The sequence below is a fragment of the Pseudorhodobacter sp. E13 genome (assembly GCF_003991405.1).
Lineage (GTDB): Bacteria > Pseudomonadota > Alphaproteobacteria > Rhodobacterales > Rhodobacteraceae > Pseudorhodobacter.
Genome location: NZ_RPEN01000156.1, coordinates 66314 through 82576, shown reverse-complemented (window position 1 = coordinate 82576; position 16263 = coordinate 66314). Strand labels below are relative to the sequence as shown.

The window sequence follows — 16263 nt, the reverse complement described above, 5'->3', positions numbered from 1 at the left end:
TCGCCGATTATTCAGCGACAGCCGCAGCTTCTGCCGGGGCTGCTGCGCGGGCCGCTTTCTTTGCGGTCAGCTCAGCCATACGCTTGCCCGGAACAGCCGCTTTCGGGTTGTTGCGCACTTTCTTTTCGCGCACGCCAGCCGCTTCGAGGAAACGGGCGACACGGTCGGTCGGCTGTGCGCCTTGACCCAACCAATATTGCACGCGCTCCATGTTCATTTTCACGCGGTCCTCAGAGTCTTTGGCCAGCAGCGGGTTATAGGTGCCCAGCTTTTCCAGAAAGCGGCCATCGCGCGGCATACGGCTGTCGGTGGCGACGATGGAATAATGCGGGCGCTTCTTGGAACCACCACGGGCAAGACGGATTTTCATGGACATAGTGTAGTCTCCTTAGGGTTTGGTAGGGTGTGCCTTGGCGCACCATATTTGGATTTCGTGTGTTTGGTTATTTCTGAAGTTGTTCGTGATGCCTGATGACTTCGGAGATGATGAAGGTCAGGAATTTCTTGGCAAATTCGGGGTCGAGGTCGGCCTCTTTCGACAGCCATTCCAACCGCTCGATCTGGCGCGCTTCGCGGTGCGGGTCGCTGGGCGGCAGGTCATGTTCGGCTTTCAGCTTGCCCACGGCCTGCGTCTGCTTGAACCGTTCGGCCAGCGTATAGACCAAAATCGCATCCAGACGGTCGATGCTGTCGCGATGCTCTTTCAACAAAGCTGCGGCGCGGGTTGTATCTGTGCTCATGTTGCGCCCCCGCTCATTTCTTCTTCATCAGGCCAGACAGACCGGGGGGCAGGCCCATACCGCCGCCCATGCCCGGAAAGCCGCCGCGGCCCATGCCAAGCCCTTGCTTCATGCCGCGCGCCGCCTCTTCCATCTGTTCGGGCGTCATCTTTGACGGGTCTGGCATGCCTTTGCCGCCCATCATCTGCTTGATGGCCGCTTTCATCGCGCCACCTTTGCCCATCTTTTTCATCATATCGGCCATTTGCTTGTGCTGTTTCAGCAAACGGTTCAATTCCTGCACCTCAAGCCCTGCGCCAGCGGCGATCCGCTTTTTGCGGGACGCGGCCAACAGATCGGGGTTGGCGCGTTCTTTCTTGGTCATGGAATTGATCAACGCGATCTGGCGCTTCAGCATGGTATCGTCAAAACCAGCCGCCTCGGCCTGTTTCGCCATCTTGCCCATGCCCGGCATCATGCCCATCAGGCCCTGCATGCCGCCCATTTTCATCATCTGCTCAAGCTGACCCTTGAGGTCGTTCATGTTGAACAGACCCTTGGCAAAGCGCTTGGCCATCCGCTCGGCTTGCTCGGCCTCAAAGGTTTCCTGCGCCTTTTCGACAAGCGCGACGATGTCGCCCATGCCAAGGATGCGGCCCGCAACGCGCTCGGCCTCGAACGTTTCCAGCGCGTCCATCTTTTCGCCAAGACCGACGAAGCGGATGGGCTTGCCCGTAACCGCCCGCATCGACAGCGCCGCACCGCCGCGCCCGTCACCATCCATCCGGGTCAGAACGACACCGGAAATCCCGACCTTGCCGTCAAACTCGGTCGCCACATTCACGGCATCTTGCCCGGTCAGACCATCGACGACCAACATGGTTTCGCGCGGCTGGGCGATATCGCGCACCGCCTGCACTTCATCCATCAGCGCCTGATCAATGTGCAAACGGCCTGCGGTATCGAGGAACAGCACATCATAGCCGCCCATCGCGGCTTGGGTCTTGGCGCGCTTGGCAATCTCGGGCGCAGATTGGCCCTTGACGATGGGCAGGCTGTCAACGCCGACTTGACCCGCCAAAATCGCCAACTGCTCCATCGCCGCCGGGCGGTTGGTATCAAGCGAGGCGAGCAGCACCCGCTTGCCCATCCGGTCCTTCAGGCGCTTGGCCAGCTTGGCGGTGGTGGTGGTTTTACCCGAGCCTTGCAAACCAACCATCAGGATCGTCGCAGGCGGGTTGTCGATTTTCAGCGCGTCCGGCTCAGCGTCGCCCGCCAGAACCTTGATCAGCTCATCATGAACGATTTTCACGACTTGCTGGCCCGGTGTGACCGATTTGGTCACTTGCTGGCCTGCGGCCTTGGCGGCCACCTTTTTCACAAAGTCCCGCGCCACGGGCAGCGACACGTCTGCCTCCAGCAGGGCCACCCGCACTTCGCGCAGGGCGGTTTCCACATCGGCTTCGGTCAGCGCGCCTTGCTTGGTCAACCGGTCAAAGACACCGCCAAGGCGTTCTGATAAATTCTCGAACATGGGCTGCCTCCGTAAGGGCTGTTGCAAAAGACCGATATAAGAACCGGCGGCGAGGGTGCCAATGCAAGGCGGCACCCGTGGGCGCAACGCGCTGACGGATGACGATCCCGGCAAAAGCCATGGGACCGGAAGCGTTGAACTTCCGGGAATTGGGGGGCTGATAGGCCGCCCGGCCGCCAGAGTCAACCCCGCGCCGCAGGATCGGCCCGCGCCCTTTGGCGCTATCATCCCACAGCGCCACGGGAAAAACCGGGCCGTCGGAAAATTCCGTTCAGATTCCCCCTAAATCACATTACGTTACCCTGAGTGCGTAACAAGGGAGACGACGTGGAAAATTGGGACGAGATCAAAACCGCCTATCAGGTGGCCCGTATGGGCACCGTGTCTGGCGCGGCAGAGGTTCTGGGCGTTCACCACGCCACGGTGATCCGCCATATCGACAGCCTTGAAAAGCGGCTGGGCGAAAAGCTGTTCCAACGCCATGCGCGTGGCTATACCGCGACCGAGGCCGGGCGTGACCTGTTGGCCGTGGCCCAAGCCACCGAAGACCAGTTTGCGCAATTGGCAAACCGCATCAAAGGCCATGGCGAAACCGTGACGGGAGAGTTGGTCTTCACCTCCATCGCCGATATCAGCGCCGAGCTTGCCAAGGTTCTGGCGGCGTTTCAGGCCGATTATCCGGGCCTGACCATCCGCTTTCTGACCGGGCAGCGACTGTTCCGGCTGGATTACGGCGAGGCCCATGTGGCCCTGCGCGCCGGGGCCGCCCCGTCCGAGCCGGATTATGTGGTGCAACCGTTCATGGTGCTGCATCACGGGCTTTATGCCTCGCCCGCCTATGCGGCGGCGCATGGCTTGCCGAAAACCGATGCCGATCTGGCCGCCCATCGCTTTGTCATCAGCGACAATGTCGAAAGCCGCGCGCCGTTTTACCACTGGTTGCGCGGTTTGGTCCCGCCCGAGGCCCTGCGCTATCGCGCGGCCGAACCCGCAACGATTTATGACGCGATCAAAGCCGGGGCGGGGCTTGGGTTCATGTCGCGCGTGGCGGTGCCGCATTATCCCGACCTGATCGAGGTGATGCCCCCCCGCCCCGAATGGGCCGCCAATCTATGGCTGGTCACGCATGTAGACCTGCATCGCACCTTGAAAGTGCAACGATTTCTGACCCATCTGAAGGAAGCCGCCGCGCAATGGCAGACGCTCTAGCCCCCTCCGCCCCGCATCCCGCCACCGAGGCGCGGCGCGGACATCTGGCGATGCTGGCCTTCTCGGCGCTTGTCGCGGGGTCGTTTTCGCTGGGCTCCATGGCGGCACCGTTCATCGACCCGGCGGCCATGACCACCCTGCGCTTCATCCTCGCGGGCTGCGTTGTAGGGGCGGCGGCGCTGACCACCACAGGGATCAAACGCAGCGCCTTTGCCGCACCTTGGCGTTATCTGGTGCTGGGCGGCTTGCTGGCGATTTACTTCGTGCTGATGTTCGAAGGGTTGAAAACCGCCGAACCCGTCTCTACCGCTGCTGTCTTTACCCTGACGCCGCTGATGGCGGCGGGCTTTGGCTGGCTGGTTCTGCGCCAGATCACCACGCCCCGCATGGCCGCCGCACTGGCCATCGGTGCGGCAGGCGCGGCTTGGGTGATCTTTCGCGCGGATTTTCAGGCGCTTTTGCGGTTTCGCATCGGCACGGGCGAGATGATCTACTTCTGGGGCTGCGTCTCGCACGCGCTTTACGCGCCGATGGTGCGCAAATTGAACCGGGGGGAGCCTGCGATTGTCTTTACCTTTGGCATGATGGTGGCGGGCACCTTGATGCTGGCGCTATGGGCCTGGCCCGCGATTTTGGCGACCGATTGGGCCGCCCTGCCCCCGATTGTCTGGATCACGCTTGTCTATGTCTCGATTGCGGCCAGTTCGATGACCTTTGTCTTGCTGCAATACGCCAGCCTGCGCCTGCCTTCGGCCAAGGTCATGGCCTATACCTACCTTACGCCGTCCTGGGTGATCCTGTGGGAAATCGCCTTGGGCCGGGGCGTGCCGCCACTGGGCGTGCTGGCCGGGGTGGCGATGACCATGCTTGCCCTGTATCTGCTGTTAAAGGACGAGGGTTAGCGCCCGCACCCCTGCCGCAAACGGGTTTCCAGTTTGCGCAAACCCAGCGACAGCGTGATCGTCATGGTCAGATAGACCAGCGCCACCACATTATAGGTTTCGAAATAGCGAAAGTTTCCCGCCGCCGTCACCTTGCCCAATTGCGTGATATCGGCCACGCCCAGCACTGACACCAGACTACTGTCTTTCACCATTGCAACAAAATCATTGCCCAAAGGCGGCAAAATCACCCGAAACGCCTGCGGAAATATCACAAATCGAAAGCGGTGCCAGCGCGACAGGCCCAGCGCCTCGGCGGCCTCTATCTGGCCTTCCTCAACCGAGGCAAGCCCGGCCCGGAACACCTCGGCCAGAAAGGCGGAATAGGCAATTGTCAGCGCAATGATTGCGCGCCACAGCAACGAGAAATCGCGGTTGCGCAGCGGCTCCAGCCCCAAACTGCCCGCGAGCCAGTTCCATAGCTCCACCAAAGCCGGGGCCAGCGCAAAGGCGACATATAATAGCAGAACGATGATAGGGATACCGCGCACCAACTCTATGTAAAGCCGGGCACATTGCCGGATCACCACAAAGCGCGACCCGGCCGCAAGCGCCAGCAGCAACCCAAGGCTTGCCGCCATGCCAAAGCCGACAAAGGTGACAAACAGCGTGATGCCGATGCCTTTGGACAGGGTTTGCAACACCTGCGCATAAAGATCATCCGACAGCACGCGCCAAAACAGATAGCTGCCAATCCCGACAAGGATCAGCAGCCACCATGGAAAATCCGTCTCGGAATTTTGGGATTTACGCACAATAATAAAGCGTTAGCCGCCAACCTTGAAGTCAAGGAACCACTTTTTGTTCAGCGCTTCCAAGGTGCCATCGGCGGCCATTTCGGCAAGGGCCGCATTGATCGGGGCCACCAACTCTGACCCTTTGGGGAAGATAAAGCCGAAATCCTCGGCCCCCAGCTTATCCCCCACAATTTTAAGCGCGCCTTCGCTGGCCGCAACATAGCCATTGCCCGCCGTGCCATCGGTCAGCACCAGATCAACATCGCCATTGCGCAGGGCCTGCACGCCCGCGCCAAAGGTTTCAAACATCTTGATCCGCGGGTTCGCCTCATTGCCGTCCAGCACCTCATAGACGCCGACATAAAACGGCGTGGTGCCGGGCTGGGCGGCCATCAGCAGGTCCGCATTTGCGGCAAAACTGGCGGCATCGGTAAAGCGCGCCTCATCCCCGCGCACCATCATCACCATTTCAGACCGCATGTAAGCATCCGAAAAATCAACCTTTTCCTTGCGATCCTCGCGGATGGTGATTCCCGTCATGCCCAGATCAAACTGCCCTTCCGACACCGCCGGGATCATCGCATCCCACGAGATATTCTCATAGCTGACGCTCAGGTTCAGGCGCTTGGCAATCTCGGCCATGGCATCATATTCCCAGCCCACCGCCACGCCATCCTGCATGAATTGCAGCGGCGGATAGGCGTTTTCGGTGACAACCGTGATCTCCTTGCCCGCCATATCCGGCAGATCGGCGGCAAAAGCGGCAGGGGCGAACAGCGCGGCACAAAGGCCAAGGGCGGAAAGGGTGGGCAGGGTCATGGGTCAGGCTCCCGGTTGAATGATTTGCGACAGGTTAGCTTTCGGTGTGGGAATGTCCAGCCGCCGCACCGCAAACAGGGCAATCGCCGCGGGGGGCCACCGCGATCACCCGCGTCTCGGCATAAAGCGCGTCATGGATCATCAACCGCCCGCGCAAATCCTGCCCCGCCCCAGTCAGATGTTTCACCGCCTCCATCGCCATCATCGCCCCGATGATGCCCGGCAGGGGGGCCGCCACCCCCGCCTCGGCACAGCTTGGCACCATGCCGGGGGCGGGGCGGGTCGGGAACACACATTCGAAACAAGGCCCCCCATGCGCCGGATCATAGAGGCTGATCTGCCCTTCCCATTGCGTGATCGCCGCCGAAATCAAGGGCTTGCCCGCCGCAACTGCCAAGCGGTTGACCAGATAGCGCGTATCAAAATTATCGGTGCCATCCAGAATCAGGTCATAATCCGCGATCAATGCGCCCGTCTCGGCGTCCAGCCGCCGCGAATAGGCCCGCGCCTCGATGAACGGGTTAAGCGCCTGCATCGCAACAACGGCAGATTGCGCCTTGGCCAGGCCGATCCGGTCATCTGTATGTATGATCTGGCGTTGCAGGTTGGAATTCTCGACCACATCCGGGTCAACCACCCCAATTACGCCGACGCCGGATGCCGCAAGATACAAAAGCGCAGGGCTTCCCAGCCCGCCCGCCCCGACCACCAGCACCCGCGCCTGTTTCAACCGCTTTTGCCCCGGCCCACCAATCTCGCGCAGCATGATATGGCGGGCATAGCGTTCCAGTTCCACCGGGGCAAAGGCCCCCGCAACTGGCGCAGGCGCAACGGGAGCCTTGGCCGCCACATGCCGCCGTAACGCCGCCAAACCAAAGCGATAGGCCAGCACCGGAACCGCCAGAATGCCCAGCAGTAGCCACGGCACGAAACCACCCCCAAGCGCCGCCCCTGCCCCGTTGGGCTGCGGAAACAAAGGCGAATGCACCGCCACCAACAGCGCCCACCAGAACAGCGCCAAACCGATCACCAGCGGTCGCGGCACGTATTTCGCCCCGATCAGCACCGCCACAAAGCCCAAAATCCCGATCATGACCGCCCGGTGGAGCCAAAGCCCCCCTCGCCGCGCGCCGTGTCCGACAAGGCCGTCACCACCTCAAACCGCGCCTGCACCACTGGCGCAATCACCATCTGCGCAATCCGGTCGCCATGCGAAATGACATAAGGCGCGGCCCCAAGGTTGATCAACGCGACCCCCAAAGGCCCCCGATAGTCGGAATCAATGGTGCCAGGGGTGTTGGGCAAGCTGATGCCATGCTTCAAGGCCAACCCAGAGCGGGGCCGGATCTGCATCTCAAACCCCGAAGGGATTTCAACCCGCAGGCCCGTTGCCACAATCAGCCGCGCCATCGGTGCCAGCGTGATCCCTGCCGCGCGATCCTCTGCCCGCAGATTGGCGCGAATATCCGCCCCCGCAGCACCCGCTGTCTCGTAACAGGGCAACCCCAGCGACGGGTCGGCCCAATCCTCCCACATTATCCGCAAAACCGGTGTCATCTGCGCAGCCTAGCTTTCATCTATTTCCAAATATCCCCGCCGGAGGCCCGAATTTTCACCGAAAATTCGCGTGCCCCTGTCACACCAAGGCCGCAGCCAGTTTATCGGCCAAACGGCGGGCAACGGCGGCCTTATCCATCCGGGGCCAAGCCTCTGCCCCTTGCGCGGTGATCACCGTCACCGCGTTTTCTGTGCCCCCCATGATGCCCGTGCCGGGTGAGACGTCATTCGCCACGATCCAGTCACAGCCTTTGCGCGCCCGTTTTGCCGTGGCATGGGCGATGACATCATCGGTTTCCGCCGCAAAGCCCACGACCAGACCGGGCCGCCCGGTTCTCATCTGTGCCACCTGCGCCAGAATATCCGGGTTCTCGGCAAATTGCAGCGCGGGCGCGGCACCGCTGCCATCCTTTTTCATCTTGGAGCCGCTGGCATTGGCCACCCGCCAATCCGCCACCGCCGCCGCGAAAACCGCGGCATCGGCAGGCAGCGCAGCTTGCACCGCCTCTGACATCTGGGCTGCGGTTTCCACCTTGACCACCGTCACCCCGTCGGGCGGCGGCACTGTGGCGGGGCCCGTTACAAACGTGACCCGCGCGCCCAGATCGCGCAGCGCGGCAGCAAGCGCCGTGCCCTGCGCCCCGGAGGAGCGGTTGGCAATATAGCGCACCGGGTCAATCGGTTCATGCGTGGGGCCTGATGTTACCAGCACATGCTTGCCCGCCAAAGGCCCCGCCGCAAAGCTGGCCTCTACCGCTGCCAGAATTTCCATTGGTTCCGCCATGCGGCCCGGACCATATTCGCCGCAGGCCATATCGCCTTCATTCGGGCCGACAAACCGCACCGCATCCCCGCGCAGCGTGGCAAGGTTGCGTTGGGTCGCCGGGTGTTGCCACATCCGCACATTCATCGCAGGTGCCAGCAACACCGGGGTATCCGTGGCCAAAAGCAAGGTCGAGGCCAGATCATCCGCGCGCCCCTGCGCCATTTTCGCCATCAGATCGGCGGTGGCCGGTGCCACCACGATCAGATCGGCGGCGCGCGACAATTGAATATGGCCCATCTCGGCCTCATCCGTCAGATCGAACAAATCCCGATACAGCTTTGCCCCTGCCAAGGCCGAAACCGACAAAGGCGTCACAAACTGCTCTCCTGCACGGGTCAAGACGGGTGTCACCCGCGCCCCGCGTTCCCGCAAGCGCCGGATCAGATCCAGCGATTTGAAAGCGGCAATGCCGCCGCCGATGATCAAGAGGATATGTTTGTCAGCCAGCATGAAGCGTCCCATGTTCGGGTTGCGGTGCCGTCACCCTAGCGGCATTCGAAGGCGAGGTGAACGGGTTTAATCTTTCGCACACGGGGCGGCGGCGGGCCTTGCCGCCCTAGTTCCAGATGGCCAATGTTTCAGCGGCGGCATTTCCGATCGAAAGGCATCTAGCAGGATATTTTTGATCAAGGAAAGGCGGGGCACCTCAAGGGGCGGGTTTGGTGAAGCTTTCACAAGGGTCCGCGCGGGCGCGCGGATCTGTGATGATCCATTGGTCAAAGGGTGGGGTGGTGTCTGGCCTGCCTTCAATCTGGCCAAGGCTGAATACCGAAACATCGGGCGCGGCGGTGGCCAAGGCAGCCGGGATGCCGCGCTGGATATCGGCATGGCCGGACCCTGTTATCACCACAACCGGCCCACCGGTTTCTGCCAAAGCGGCCAGCGCGGTGCGGGCAAACGCGGCATCGCGCAGCCGTTGGGCATCTACCATGCCGGGCAGCATCTCGGGTGGCAGAGCATTGCAATGGGCGGCCATCTGATCCGCCTCGCGCGCGGCTTGTTCGTCTGCGGCCAGCGGGTCTGACAGGCCAAAGCGCGGGGCCTCATCACCGAACACAGCCGCGGCGCCATCGACCATGGCACGGCGCACATCCTCGCGCGGGAGTGCGGCGCCATAGATGCGGGCAGGACCAGAGGCGGCGAAGATCGGATGATAAAGCGTGTAGTCAGGCCAGCCGCTGCCGTCCCACGCCAGTGCCGTTTCCATGGCTGTGGCGTTCAAGCGGTCCACGCCCAAGGATGCCTTGGCCTGCGCCGGGGTCAGCATTTCAAAAACCAAGGCCGCAGGCGCCAGTGCGGCCACCAAAGCCGCTTGGGTTTCGTGATGGTCAGGGTTGTCGTGAATTTCCCCCAGAATGACGATCTGGGCGGCTTGCATGGCGGCGGGCGGCGGCAAAAGCGCGTCTGCCGCCACTTCATCCGCAAGGGCCTGCCCGCAAAGGGCGAGCAGCAGGGTCAGCAAAAGGGGGGCTATGCGGGTCATCACAAGAAGTGATGCACCTCCCGGCTGCGGGTTTCAAGACTGCGCCGCAGCTTGGCAAAGGCCGCTGCTTCCAACTGCCGCACCCGTTCCTTGGACAGACCAAGCTCCTCGCCCAAGGATTCCAGTGTGCGGCCTTCGTCACGCAGCTTGCGTTCGCGCACGATGAACCGCTCGCGCTCATTCAGCTCTTGCATGGCACCCAGCAGCCAGTTGCGCAAATGGGCACGGTCGTGATCATCCTCAACCCGGTCCGCCGCCTGCATACCTTCGTCTTCCAGCGCGTCGATCCATTCGCGGCCTTCGTCCTCGGCCGATTGCGTGGCGTTGAGCGAGTAGTCCGACCCGGACAAGCGGCCATCCATCATGTCCACATCTTGCAGCGGCACGCCGATTTCGACGGCGATGCGGGCGCGGAGTTGGTGGCTGTCCAGTTCCTCACCGCGCTGGCTTGCTTCACGCTCCAGCTTCGCCTGCACCCGGCGCAGGTTGAAAAACAACGCCTTCTGGCTGCTGGTGGATCCGGTGCGCACCAGTGACCAGTTGCGCATCACATATTCCTGAATGCTCGCTTTGATCCACCAGACCGCATAGGTGGAAAACCGCACCCCGCGATCGGGGTCGAATTTCTCGGCGGCTTTCATCAGGCCCAGGCTGGCCTCTTGGATCAGGTCATTCATCGGTGCGCCGTAGCGGCGGAATTTCGACGCCATCGAAATCGCAAGGCGCATGTAGGCGGTGATCAACCGGTGCAGCGCCGCCTCATCGCGCTGGTCGCGCCAGGCATAGGCAAGTGCCAGTTCGGTTTCGGCATCCAGAAGCTCTGCCTTCATCGCTTGGCGCGACATGGTTTGATCGTTATATGCGGCTTGTGCCATGAAAGACCCCCTGTCAGCTTTCTTGCTGGTTACAAATGTCTTACGCAGCACAAGGCGCATTGGATCAAATCGGGGGCCGAGAATTATGGGTGCAAAGCTGACAATCGTGACCGGGGGCGCAAAATCCGGCAAGTCACGCTTTGCCGAAACGCTGGTTCTGGCGACCGGGCGGCCAAGAACCTACATCGCCACCGCGCAAGCCTGGGACGATGAAATGCACAGCAAGATCGCGGCCCATCGGGCAGATCGCGGCGCGGGTTGGCACACGGTAGAAGCCCCGCGCGATGTGGCAGCGGCGCTGGCATCGGTTGCGGCGGAGGGCGTGGTGCTGCTGGATTGCGCGACCATGTGGCTGACCAATGCGCTGCTGGCCGAGGCGGATCTGGACGCCGAAAGCACAGCCTTGCTGGCGGCCCTTGCCACCTGCCCTGCCCCGGTGGTGGTGGTGACGAATGAACTGGGCTGGTCCATTGTGCCCGATAACGCGCTGGCCCGCCGGTTTCGCGATGCTCAAGGGCGGCTGAACCAGCGCCTTGCCGCACAGGCCGATCTTGTGGTCGCCGTGATCTCTGGCCTGCCGCTTGCCTTGAAAGGAACGCTATGACGCGGTTTCACTGGGTCCGCCACGGGCCGACCCATGCCAAGACGCTGGTGGGCTGGTCTGATCTGCCTGCCGATCTGTCCGATACAGCGGCCCTTGCCCGGCTGTCAGCACATTTGCCGGATGCGCCTGTTATCTCCTCAACGCTTTCGCGGGCGGTGGCGACAGCGGACGCGGTGCAAGGCACGCGGCAGCGCTTGGCGCATGACCCCGACCTGCGCGAAATTCACTTTGGCGCGTGGGAGTTGCAGCATTTCACCGAAGTCGAAGATCAAGCCCTGATCCGGCGTTTTTGGGAAGAACCCGGCAGCATCGCCCCGCCGGGCGGCGAAAGCTGGGATGTCGTCTGTGCCCGCGTCAATGCGGCTGTTGACCGGTTGATGGGGCATGACGATGTGATCGTTGTCGCCCATTTCGGGGTGATCCTGACACAGGTGCAGCGCGCCCTGGGGATCGGCGGCTATGAGGCCTTCAGCCACAAGATCGACAACCTCTCTGTCACCGAAATTACCTATGACAGCGGCTGGCGCGCGGGTCGGATCAATCACATTCCGTGATGGACCCGCGCACAAAGCGGCGTTTTTCTTTCGGCCCTGCGCGGCCTAAGCCTGTGGGCACATATAACGGAGAGTGACATGAGCTATACCCTCGCCATCGGAGATCGCGCCTATTCCAGTTGGAGCCTGCGCGGCTGGCTGTTGTTTGATGCCTTTGGCTTGCCGGTCAAAACCCAGCGGGCGCAGATGTATACCGATGCTTTCCCCGCCCTGCTGGCCGAATTCGTGCCCGCCCGCACCGTGCCTGCGATGAAGCTGGAGGATGGGCAGGTGGTGCCCGACACCATCGCCATTGCCGAGGAACTTGCCAGCCGCCACCCCGAGGCGGGCCATTGGCCGCGTGACGCCAAAGCCCGCGCCGTGGCCCGCGCGCTGGTGGCCGAAATGCACACAGGCTTCGTGGCGCTGCGCGATCATTGCACCATGAACCTGCGCGTCAGCTACAGCGATTGCGCCGCACCGCCTGCGGTTCTGGCCGATATCGCGCGGCTGGAAACCTTGGTCGCTTGGGCGCGCAAGGTCTGCGGCCATTCCGGGCCTTGGCTGTGCGGCGATTATTGCGCGGCTGACGCGTTCTATGCCCCGGTGGCGGCGCGGATTGCGGGTTATAACCTTGCCGTCAGCCCTGTTTTGGCGGGTTTTGTCGCCGCGCAACTGGCGCATCCGTCCTTCCGTCAATGGCGCGCGATGGGCCATGCCGATGGCCCGGATCAACCCGTCTATGCGCGTGATTACCCAACCCGCCCTTGGCCCGGCCCCGCCCCCCTGCCCGCCCAAGCGGTGGAAAGCGGCCCATCCGTCAACGCGGCCTGCCCCTATTCCGGCAAGGATGTCACCCATTTCATGCAGGCAGGCGGCCGCATCTGGGGCTTTTGCAACGCCTTTTGCCGCGACAAAACCCTGGCCGACCCCGAAGCCTGGCCAAAATTCATGGCGCTTTACAATTCGTAAAGCCATTTACCCTTCGTAAACCATTGCCCCGCTACTGATTAACCAAAGTTAACAGGAGTCGGGGCATGGTGGCACGGGCCTATACGGTGGCCTTCGAAGGGATCGAGGCGCGGATGGTCGAGGTGCAATGCGCCCTCTCGCCCGGTCTGCCGCATTTCGGCATCGTGGGCCTGCCCGACAAAGCGGTATCCGAGGCGCGCGAACGCGTGCGCGCAGCGCTGGCCGCCATGTCCATCGCACTGCCGTCCAAGCGGATCACGGTGAACCTGTCGCCCGCCGATCTGCCGAAAGAAGGCTCTCATTTCGATTTGCCGATCGCGCTGGCCCTGCTGGCAGCGCTGGATATCATCCCGCGTGATGTGGTCGAAAATACCGTGGCGCTGGGGGAGTTGTCGCTGGACGGGCGCTTGGTGCCTGTCATTGGTGCGCTGCCCGCCGCCATGGCCGCCGCCGAAGAAGACCGCAGCCTGCTCTGCCCCCGTGCCTGCGGGGCAGAGGCTGCTTGGGTCGGGGCCACGCAAGTGCTGGGGGCCGCCACGCTGGATGAAGTGGTGCGCCATTACACTGGCCAAGCCCCGATTACCCCGGCCGAGGCAGGTGAGGTTGCGCCCGAAACCCATGGCCGCGATATGGCAGATGTGAAAGGGCAGGAACGCGCCAAACGCGCCTTGGAAATCGCTGCCGCCGGGCGGCATCATTTGCTGATGGTCGGCTCTCCAGGCTCGGGCAAATCCATGCTGGCTGCCCGCCTGCCCGGCATCCTGCCGCCGCTTTCCGCGACAGAAGCGCTGGAAACCTCGATGATCCATTCGCTGGCGGGGCTGTTGTCCGAAGGCGGCATTTCGCGTCAGCGCCCGTTTTGCGAACCCCATCACACCGCCTCCATGGCGGCGATTGTGGGCGGCGGGCGCGGGGCGAAACCGGGGCAGATCAGCCTTGCGCATAACGGTGTGCTGTTCATGGATGAATTTCCCGAATTCCCCCGCACCGTGCTGGAAACCCTGCGACAGCCCATCGAAACCGGCGAAGTCGTGGTTGCCCGCGCCAATGCCCATGTGCGCTATGCCTGCCGTTTTCTGCTGATTGCGGCGGCGAACCCCTGCAAATGCGGCTATCTGGCCGACCCTGCCCGCGCCTGCGCCCGCGTCCCTGTGTGTGGCGAGGATTACCTTGGCCGCATTTCCGGCCCGTTGATGGACCGGTTCGATTTGCGGGTCGAGGTGCCACCCGTGGCCTATTCCGACCTTGATCTGCCCAGCAACGGCGAAAGCTCTGCCACCATTGCCGCCCGCGTTGCCGATGCCCGCGCGCGCCAAACCCGGCGCTTTGCGGGGGCAGATGGCGTGCGGGTGAATGCCGAAGCCGAAGGCGCGCTACTGGAACAGATCGCCACCCCGGATGCCGATGGCAAGGCGCTGCTGACACGCGTGGCCGAACGTTTTGGCCTTTCGGCGCGCGGCTATCACCGGGTGTTGCGCGTGGCCCGCACCATCGCCGATCTGGACCATTCGGCAGAGGTGCGCAGCCCGCATGTCGCCGAAGCGGTCAGCTTCCGGCTGGCTTTTGGCCCGCGTGAAAAATAGCGCTAAAGCTGCCGAAGCGTGAACTGCGCCACCTCGCGCAGGGACGCACGCGCCTCGGGGATATAGCCGTCAAAAATCTGCCAGACATGCGGCGCCCCACGCCATTCCTTCAACGTGACCGCACAGCCCGAGGCCCGCAGATGCGCGACCATCCGGCGGCTGTCATCGCGCAAAATTTCGGTTGTGCCGACATGGATCAGCACGGGCGGCGGGTCTGGAAACGCCGCATAGAGCGGCGAGAGTCTGGGATCTTGCGGGGAAAGCTCGCCCAAAACAAAGCCGATTGCCTCCTCAATCCGGGCAACGGGCAGCAAAGGGTCGGCGCGGGCGTTGCTGCGCAGGCTTTCCCCGGTCATGGCCAGATCGGTCCAAGGGGAGAAGGCAAACAAGGCTGCGGGCCGCTGCCCCCGCGCACAAAGATCAGCCAACAGCGCCAAAGCCAAACCGCCCCCCGCACTGTCGCCGCCGAACACGATCTGATGCGGGGAATAACCTTGATCCAGCAAGGCTTGAAACGCCGCTTGCGCGTCTTCAAACGCGGCAGGTGCGGGGTGTTCAGGGGCCAGACGATAGTCTGGCGCGATCACCCGCAGCCCTGTCAGTTTTGACAATCGGCCCAGCATGGCGGCATGAGTCGCCGGGCTGCCCGCCAGATAAGCGCCGCCGTGGAAATACAGGATCACCGCATCCGGCCGCACCCGCCCCACGGAAATCTGATCCAAAGGCAGCGACGCATGGCCGGGCAGATGCAACAGAAACGGCGGGGCGCGGAACAGGCGCGCGCCGCGTGCAAACTGCGCCCGCGCGCTGGCAGGGGTTGGTGTGCGCCGCAACGCAGGCTTTGCAAAAGCGCGCAGCAACAGGCAAAGCAGACGCAGCCGCATCAGGCCCGCTTTGCCTCAATCACCTCCCAGATTTTGGCAGCGGTATTGGTGCCGTCAAACCGCTCCAACTCCTGTATCCCGGTGGGCGAAGTGACGTTGATCTCGGTCAGCCAGTCGCCGATCACGTCGATGCCGACGAAAATCTGACCATTGTCACGCAAGGTCGGGCCAATGCGGGCGCAGATTTCACGGTCACGCGGCGTCAGCTCCACCTTCTCGGCCCGGCCACCGACATGCATGTTGGACCGGGTTTCCCCCGGCTGCGGCACGCGGTTGATGGCACCGACAGGCTCCCCATTGACCAGAATCACCCGCTTGTCCCCCTTGGACACCGCAGGCAGAAACTTTTGCGCGATCAAAGGCTCCCGGTTGATGCCGGAAAACAGCTCATGCAGGGAGGACAGGTTTCGGTCATCTGGCCCAAGCCGGAACACCCCCGCACCACCATTGCCATACAGCGGCTTGAGGATGATATCCCCATGCTCTGCCTTGAAGGCCCGGATCGTCGCCAGATCGCGCGCGATCAGCGTGGGCGGTGTCAGATCAGAGAAGCGCAAAACCAACAGCTTTTCGGGAAAATTGCGCACCCAGAACGGATCATTGACCACCAAAGTCTTGGGGTGAATCATATCCAACAAATGCGTCGTGGTGATATAACCCATGTCGAAAGGCGGGTCCTGTCGCAGCCAGACGACATCGAAATCGGCCAGATCGACTTCGACCTCATCGCCATAAGAAACGTGATTGCCCTTCTCACGGCGCAGCTCAATGGGAAAACCGCGCGCGACCACACGGCCCTCGCGATAGGCCAGCTTGTCCGGCGTGTAAAAGAACAGCGAATGCCCCCGCGACTGCGCCTCCAGCGCAATCCGAAACGTGCTATCGGCATCGATATTGACAGTCCCGATCGGGTCCATCTGCAAGGCAACTTTCAGGCTCATCGCGCATCCCTTTGTCTGATGCCCTTTCTTGCCGCATGCAGCCTGC

The 16263-nt window shown here is 62.5% G+C and carries 18 protein-coding genes; 6 read left to right on the top strand and 12 right to left on the bottom strand.

Translation table 11 applies throughout. The annotated features are described in order from the left end of the window. Positions 1–7 precede the first annotated feature (7 nt). The 3 genes from rpsP to ffh all read right to left on the bottom strand — a co-directional run bounded on the left by rpsP (position 8) and on the right by ffh (position 2253). Positions 8–376, bottom strand: a complete 369-nt coding sequence (gene rpsP / locus EGN72_RS11265; protein ID WP_127047613.1) for a 30S ribosomal protein S16 — start codon at positions 374–376, stop codon at positions 8–10. A 67-nt stretch (positions 377–443) separates the two neighbouring features. Next, positions 444–740, bottom strand: a complete 297-nt coding sequence (locus EGN72_RS11260; RefSeq protein ID WP_127047612.1) for a chorismate mutase — start codon at positions 738–740, stop codon at positions 444–446. A gap of 13 nt (positions 741–753) precedes the next feature. Continuing rightward, the gene (gene ffh, locus EGN72_RS11255; RefSeq protein ID WP_127047610.1) at positions 754–2253 is read right to left on the bottom strand and encodes a signal recognition particle protein; all 1500 of its coding nucleotides are present in this window, start codon (positions 2251–2253) and stop codon (positions 754–756) included. Between the two features lie 327 nt (positions 2254–2580). Here ffh and EGN72_RS11250 point away from each other — a divergent pair, with 327 nt between their 5' ends. Together EGN72_RS11250 and EGN72_RS11245 are read left to right on the top strand one after the other, a co-directional pair. After that, the gene (locus EGN72_RS11250; RefSeq protein ID WP_127047608.1) at positions 2581–3462 is read left to right on the top strand and encodes a LysR family transcriptional regulator; all 882 of its coding nucleotides are present in this window, start codon (positions 2581–2583) and stop codon (positions 3460–3462) included. Next, a complete protein-coding gene (locus EGN72_RS11245; RefSeq protein WP_127047606.1) occupies positions 3447–4364 on the top strand; it encodes a DMT family transporter in 918 nt (305 codons plus the stop codon). The genes EGN72_RS11250 and EGN72_RS11245 overlap by 16 nt, the downstream gene beginning before the upstream one ends. Here the strand turns inward: EGN72_RS11245 and EGN72_RS11240 are convergent. The 7 genes from EGN72_RS11240 to EGN72_RS11210 form a co-directional block, all read right to left on the bottom strand. Next, positions 4361–5158, bottom strand: a complete 798-nt coding sequence (locus EGN72_RS11240) for an amino acid ABC transporter permease (protein WP_199743736.1) — start codon at positions 5156–5158, stop codon at positions 4361–4363. The two genes, EGN72_RS11245 and EGN72_RS11240, sit on opposite strands and share 4 nt — an antisense overlap. A gap of 12 nt (positions 5159–5170) precedes the next feature. After that, positions 5171–5959: a transporter substrate-binding domain-containing protein gene (locus tag EGN72_RS11235; RefSeq protein WP_127047602.1), complete on the bottom strand. Its 789-nt coding sequence runs from the start codon at positions 5957–5959 to the stop codon at positions 5171–5173. Between the two features lie 34 nt (positions 5960–5993). Continuing rightward, entirely contained in the window at positions 5994–7052 is a 1059-nt protein-coding gene (locus EGN72_RS11230; protein ID WP_127047600.1) for a HesA/MoeB/ThiF family protein, read from the bottom strand. Continuing rightward, the gene (gene dut / locus EGN72_RS11225) at positions 7049–7516 is read right to left on the bottom strand and encodes a dUTP diphosphatase (protein ID WP_127047598.1); all 468 of its coding nucleotides are present in this window, start codon (positions 7514–7516) and stop codon (positions 7049–7051) included. Before dut ends, EGN72_RS11230 begins: the two co-directional genes overlap by 4 nt. Before the next feature lie 79 nt (positions 7517–7595). Beyond that, the gene (coaBC, locus tag EGN72_RS11220) at positions 7596–8792 is read right to left on the bottom strand and encodes a bifunctional phosphopantothenoylcysteine decarboxylase/phosphopantothenate--cysteine ligase CoaBC (protein WP_127047596.1); all 1197 of its coding nucleotides are present in this window, start codon (positions 8790–8792) and stop codon (positions 7596–7598) included. A gap of 196 nt (positions 8793–8988) precedes the next feature. Beyond that, complete coding sequence (locus tag EGN72_RS11215) at positions 8989–9825, bottom strand: ChaN family lipoprotein (RefSeq protein WP_127047594.1); 837 nt, start codon at positions 9823–9825, stop codon at positions 8989–8991. Continuing rightward, a complete protein-coding gene (locus EGN72_RS11210; protein ID WP_127047592.1) occupies positions 9825–10700 on the bottom strand; it encodes an RNA polymerase factor sigma-32 in 876 nt (291 codons plus the stop codon). Before EGN72_RS11210 ends, EGN72_RS11215 begins: the two co-directional genes overlap by 1 nt. Positions 10701–10785: 85 nt before the next feature. On the opposite strand from EGN72_RS11210, the gene cobU reads away from it, so the two are divergent. The 4 genes from cobU to EGN72_RS11190 all read left to right on the top strand — a co-directional run bounded on the left by cobU (position 10786) and on the right by EGN72_RS11190 (position 14392). Further along, positions 10786–11304, top strand: coding sequence for a bifunctional adenosylcobinamide kinase/adenosylcobinamide-phosphate guanylyltransferase (cobU, locus tag EGN72_RS11205; protein WP_127047591.1), 519 nt, complete (start codon positions 10786–10788; stop codon positions 11302–11304). Continuing rightward, positions 11301–11858 (top strand): histidine phosphatase family protein, encoded by a 558-nt coding sequence (locus tag EGN72_RS11200; protein ID WP_127047589.1) that lies wholly within the window; start codon positions 11301–11303, stop codon positions 11856–11858. The genes cobU and EGN72_RS11200 overlap by 4 nt, the downstream gene beginning before the upstream one ends. 78 nt (positions 11859–11936) lie before the next feature. Then, positions 11937–12809 (top strand): glutathione S-transferase, encoded by an 873-nt coding sequence (locus tag EGN72_RS11195; RefSeq protein WP_127047587.1) that lies wholly within the window; start codon positions 11937–11939, stop codon positions 12807–12809. A 65-nt stretch (positions 12810–12874) separates the two neighbouring features. Next, positions 12875–14392: a YifB family Mg chelatase-like AAA ATPase gene (locus EGN72_RS11190; protein WP_127047585.1), complete on the top strand. Its 1518-nt coding sequence runs from the start codon at positions 12875–12877 to the stop codon at positions 14390–14392. A 2-nt stretch (positions 14393–14394) separates the two neighbouring features. Here the strand turns inward: EGN72_RS11190 and EGN72_RS11185 are convergent, their stop codons facing one another. Together EGN72_RS11185 and gshB are read right to left on the bottom strand one after the other, a co-directional pair. Continuing rightward, entirely contained in the window at positions 14395–15276 is an 882-nt protein-coding gene (locus EGN72_RS11185) for an alpha/beta hydrolase (RefSeq protein ID WP_127047583.1), read from the bottom strand. Then, positions 15276–16217, bottom strand: coding sequence for a glutathione synthase (gene gshB / locus EGN72_RS11180; protein ID WP_127047581.1), 942 nt, complete (start codon positions 16215–16217; stop codon positions 15276–15278). The genes EGN72_RS11185 and gshB overlap by 1 nt, the downstream gene beginning before the upstream one ends. Positions 16218–16263: the final 46 nt, after the last annotated feature.

Coding starts and splice junctions, on each gene's coding strand:
- rpsP (WP_127047613.1), bottom strand. CDS start 376: ATGTCCATGAAAATCCGTCTTGCCCGTGGTGGTTCCAAGAAGCGCCCG.
- EGN72_RS11260 (WP_127047612.1), bottom strand. CDS start 740: ATGAGCACAGATACAACCCGCGCCGCAGCTTTGTTGAAAGAGCATCGC.
- ffh (WP_127047610.1), bottom strand. CDS start 2,253: ATGTTCGAGAATTTATCAGAACGCCTTGGCGGTGTCTTTGACCGGTTG.
- EGN72_RS11245 (WP_127047606.1), top strand. CDS start 3,447: ATGGCAGACGCTCTAGCCCCCTCCGCCCCGCATCCCGCCACCGAGGCG.
- EGN72_RS11235 (WP_127047602.1), bottom strand. CDS start 5,959: ATGACCCTGCCCACCCTTTCCGCCCTTGGCCTTTGTGCCGCGCTGTTC.
- EGN72_RS11230 (WP_127047600.1), bottom strand. CDS start 7,052: ATGATCGGGATTTTGGGCTTTGTGGCGGTGCTGATCGGGGCGAAATAC.
- dut (WP_127047598.1), bottom strand. CDS start 7,516: ATGACACCGGTTTTGCGGATAATGTGGGAGGATTGGGCCGACCCGTCG.
- coaBC (WP_127047596.1), bottom strand. CDS start 8,792: ATGCTGGCTGACAAACATATCCTCTTGATCATCGGCGGCGGCATTGCC.
- EGN72_RS11215 (WP_127047594.1), bottom strand. CDS start 9,825: ATGACCCGCATAGCCCCCCTTTTGCTGACCCTGCTGCTCGCCCTTTGC.
- EGN72_RS11210 (WP_127047592.1), bottom strand. CDS start 10,700: ATGGCACAAGCCGCATATAACGATCAAACCATGTCGCGCCAAGCGATG.
- cobU (WP_127047591.1), top strand. CDS start 10,786: ATGGGTGCAAAGCTGACAATCGTGACCGGGGGCGCAAAATCCGGCAAG.
- EGN72_RS11200 (WP_127047589.1), top strand. CDS start 11,301: ATGACGCGGTTTCACTGGGTCCGCCACGGGCCGACCCATGCCAAGACG.
- EGN72_RS11195 (WP_127047587.1), top strand. CDS start 11,937: ATGAGCTATACCCTCGCCATCGGAGATCGCGCCTATTCCAGTTGGAGC.
- EGN72_RS11190 (WP_127047585.1), top strand. CDS start 12,875: ATGGTGGCACGGGCCTATACGGTGGCCTTCGAAGGGATCGAGGCGCGG.
- EGN72_RS11185 (WP_127047583.1), bottom strand. CDS start 15,276: ATGCGGCTGCGTCTGCTTTGCCTGTTGCTGCGCGCTTTTGCAAAGCCT.
- gshB (WP_127047581.1), bottom strand. CDS start 16,217: ATGAGCCTGAAAGTTGCCTTGCAGATGGACCCGATCGGGACTGTCAAT.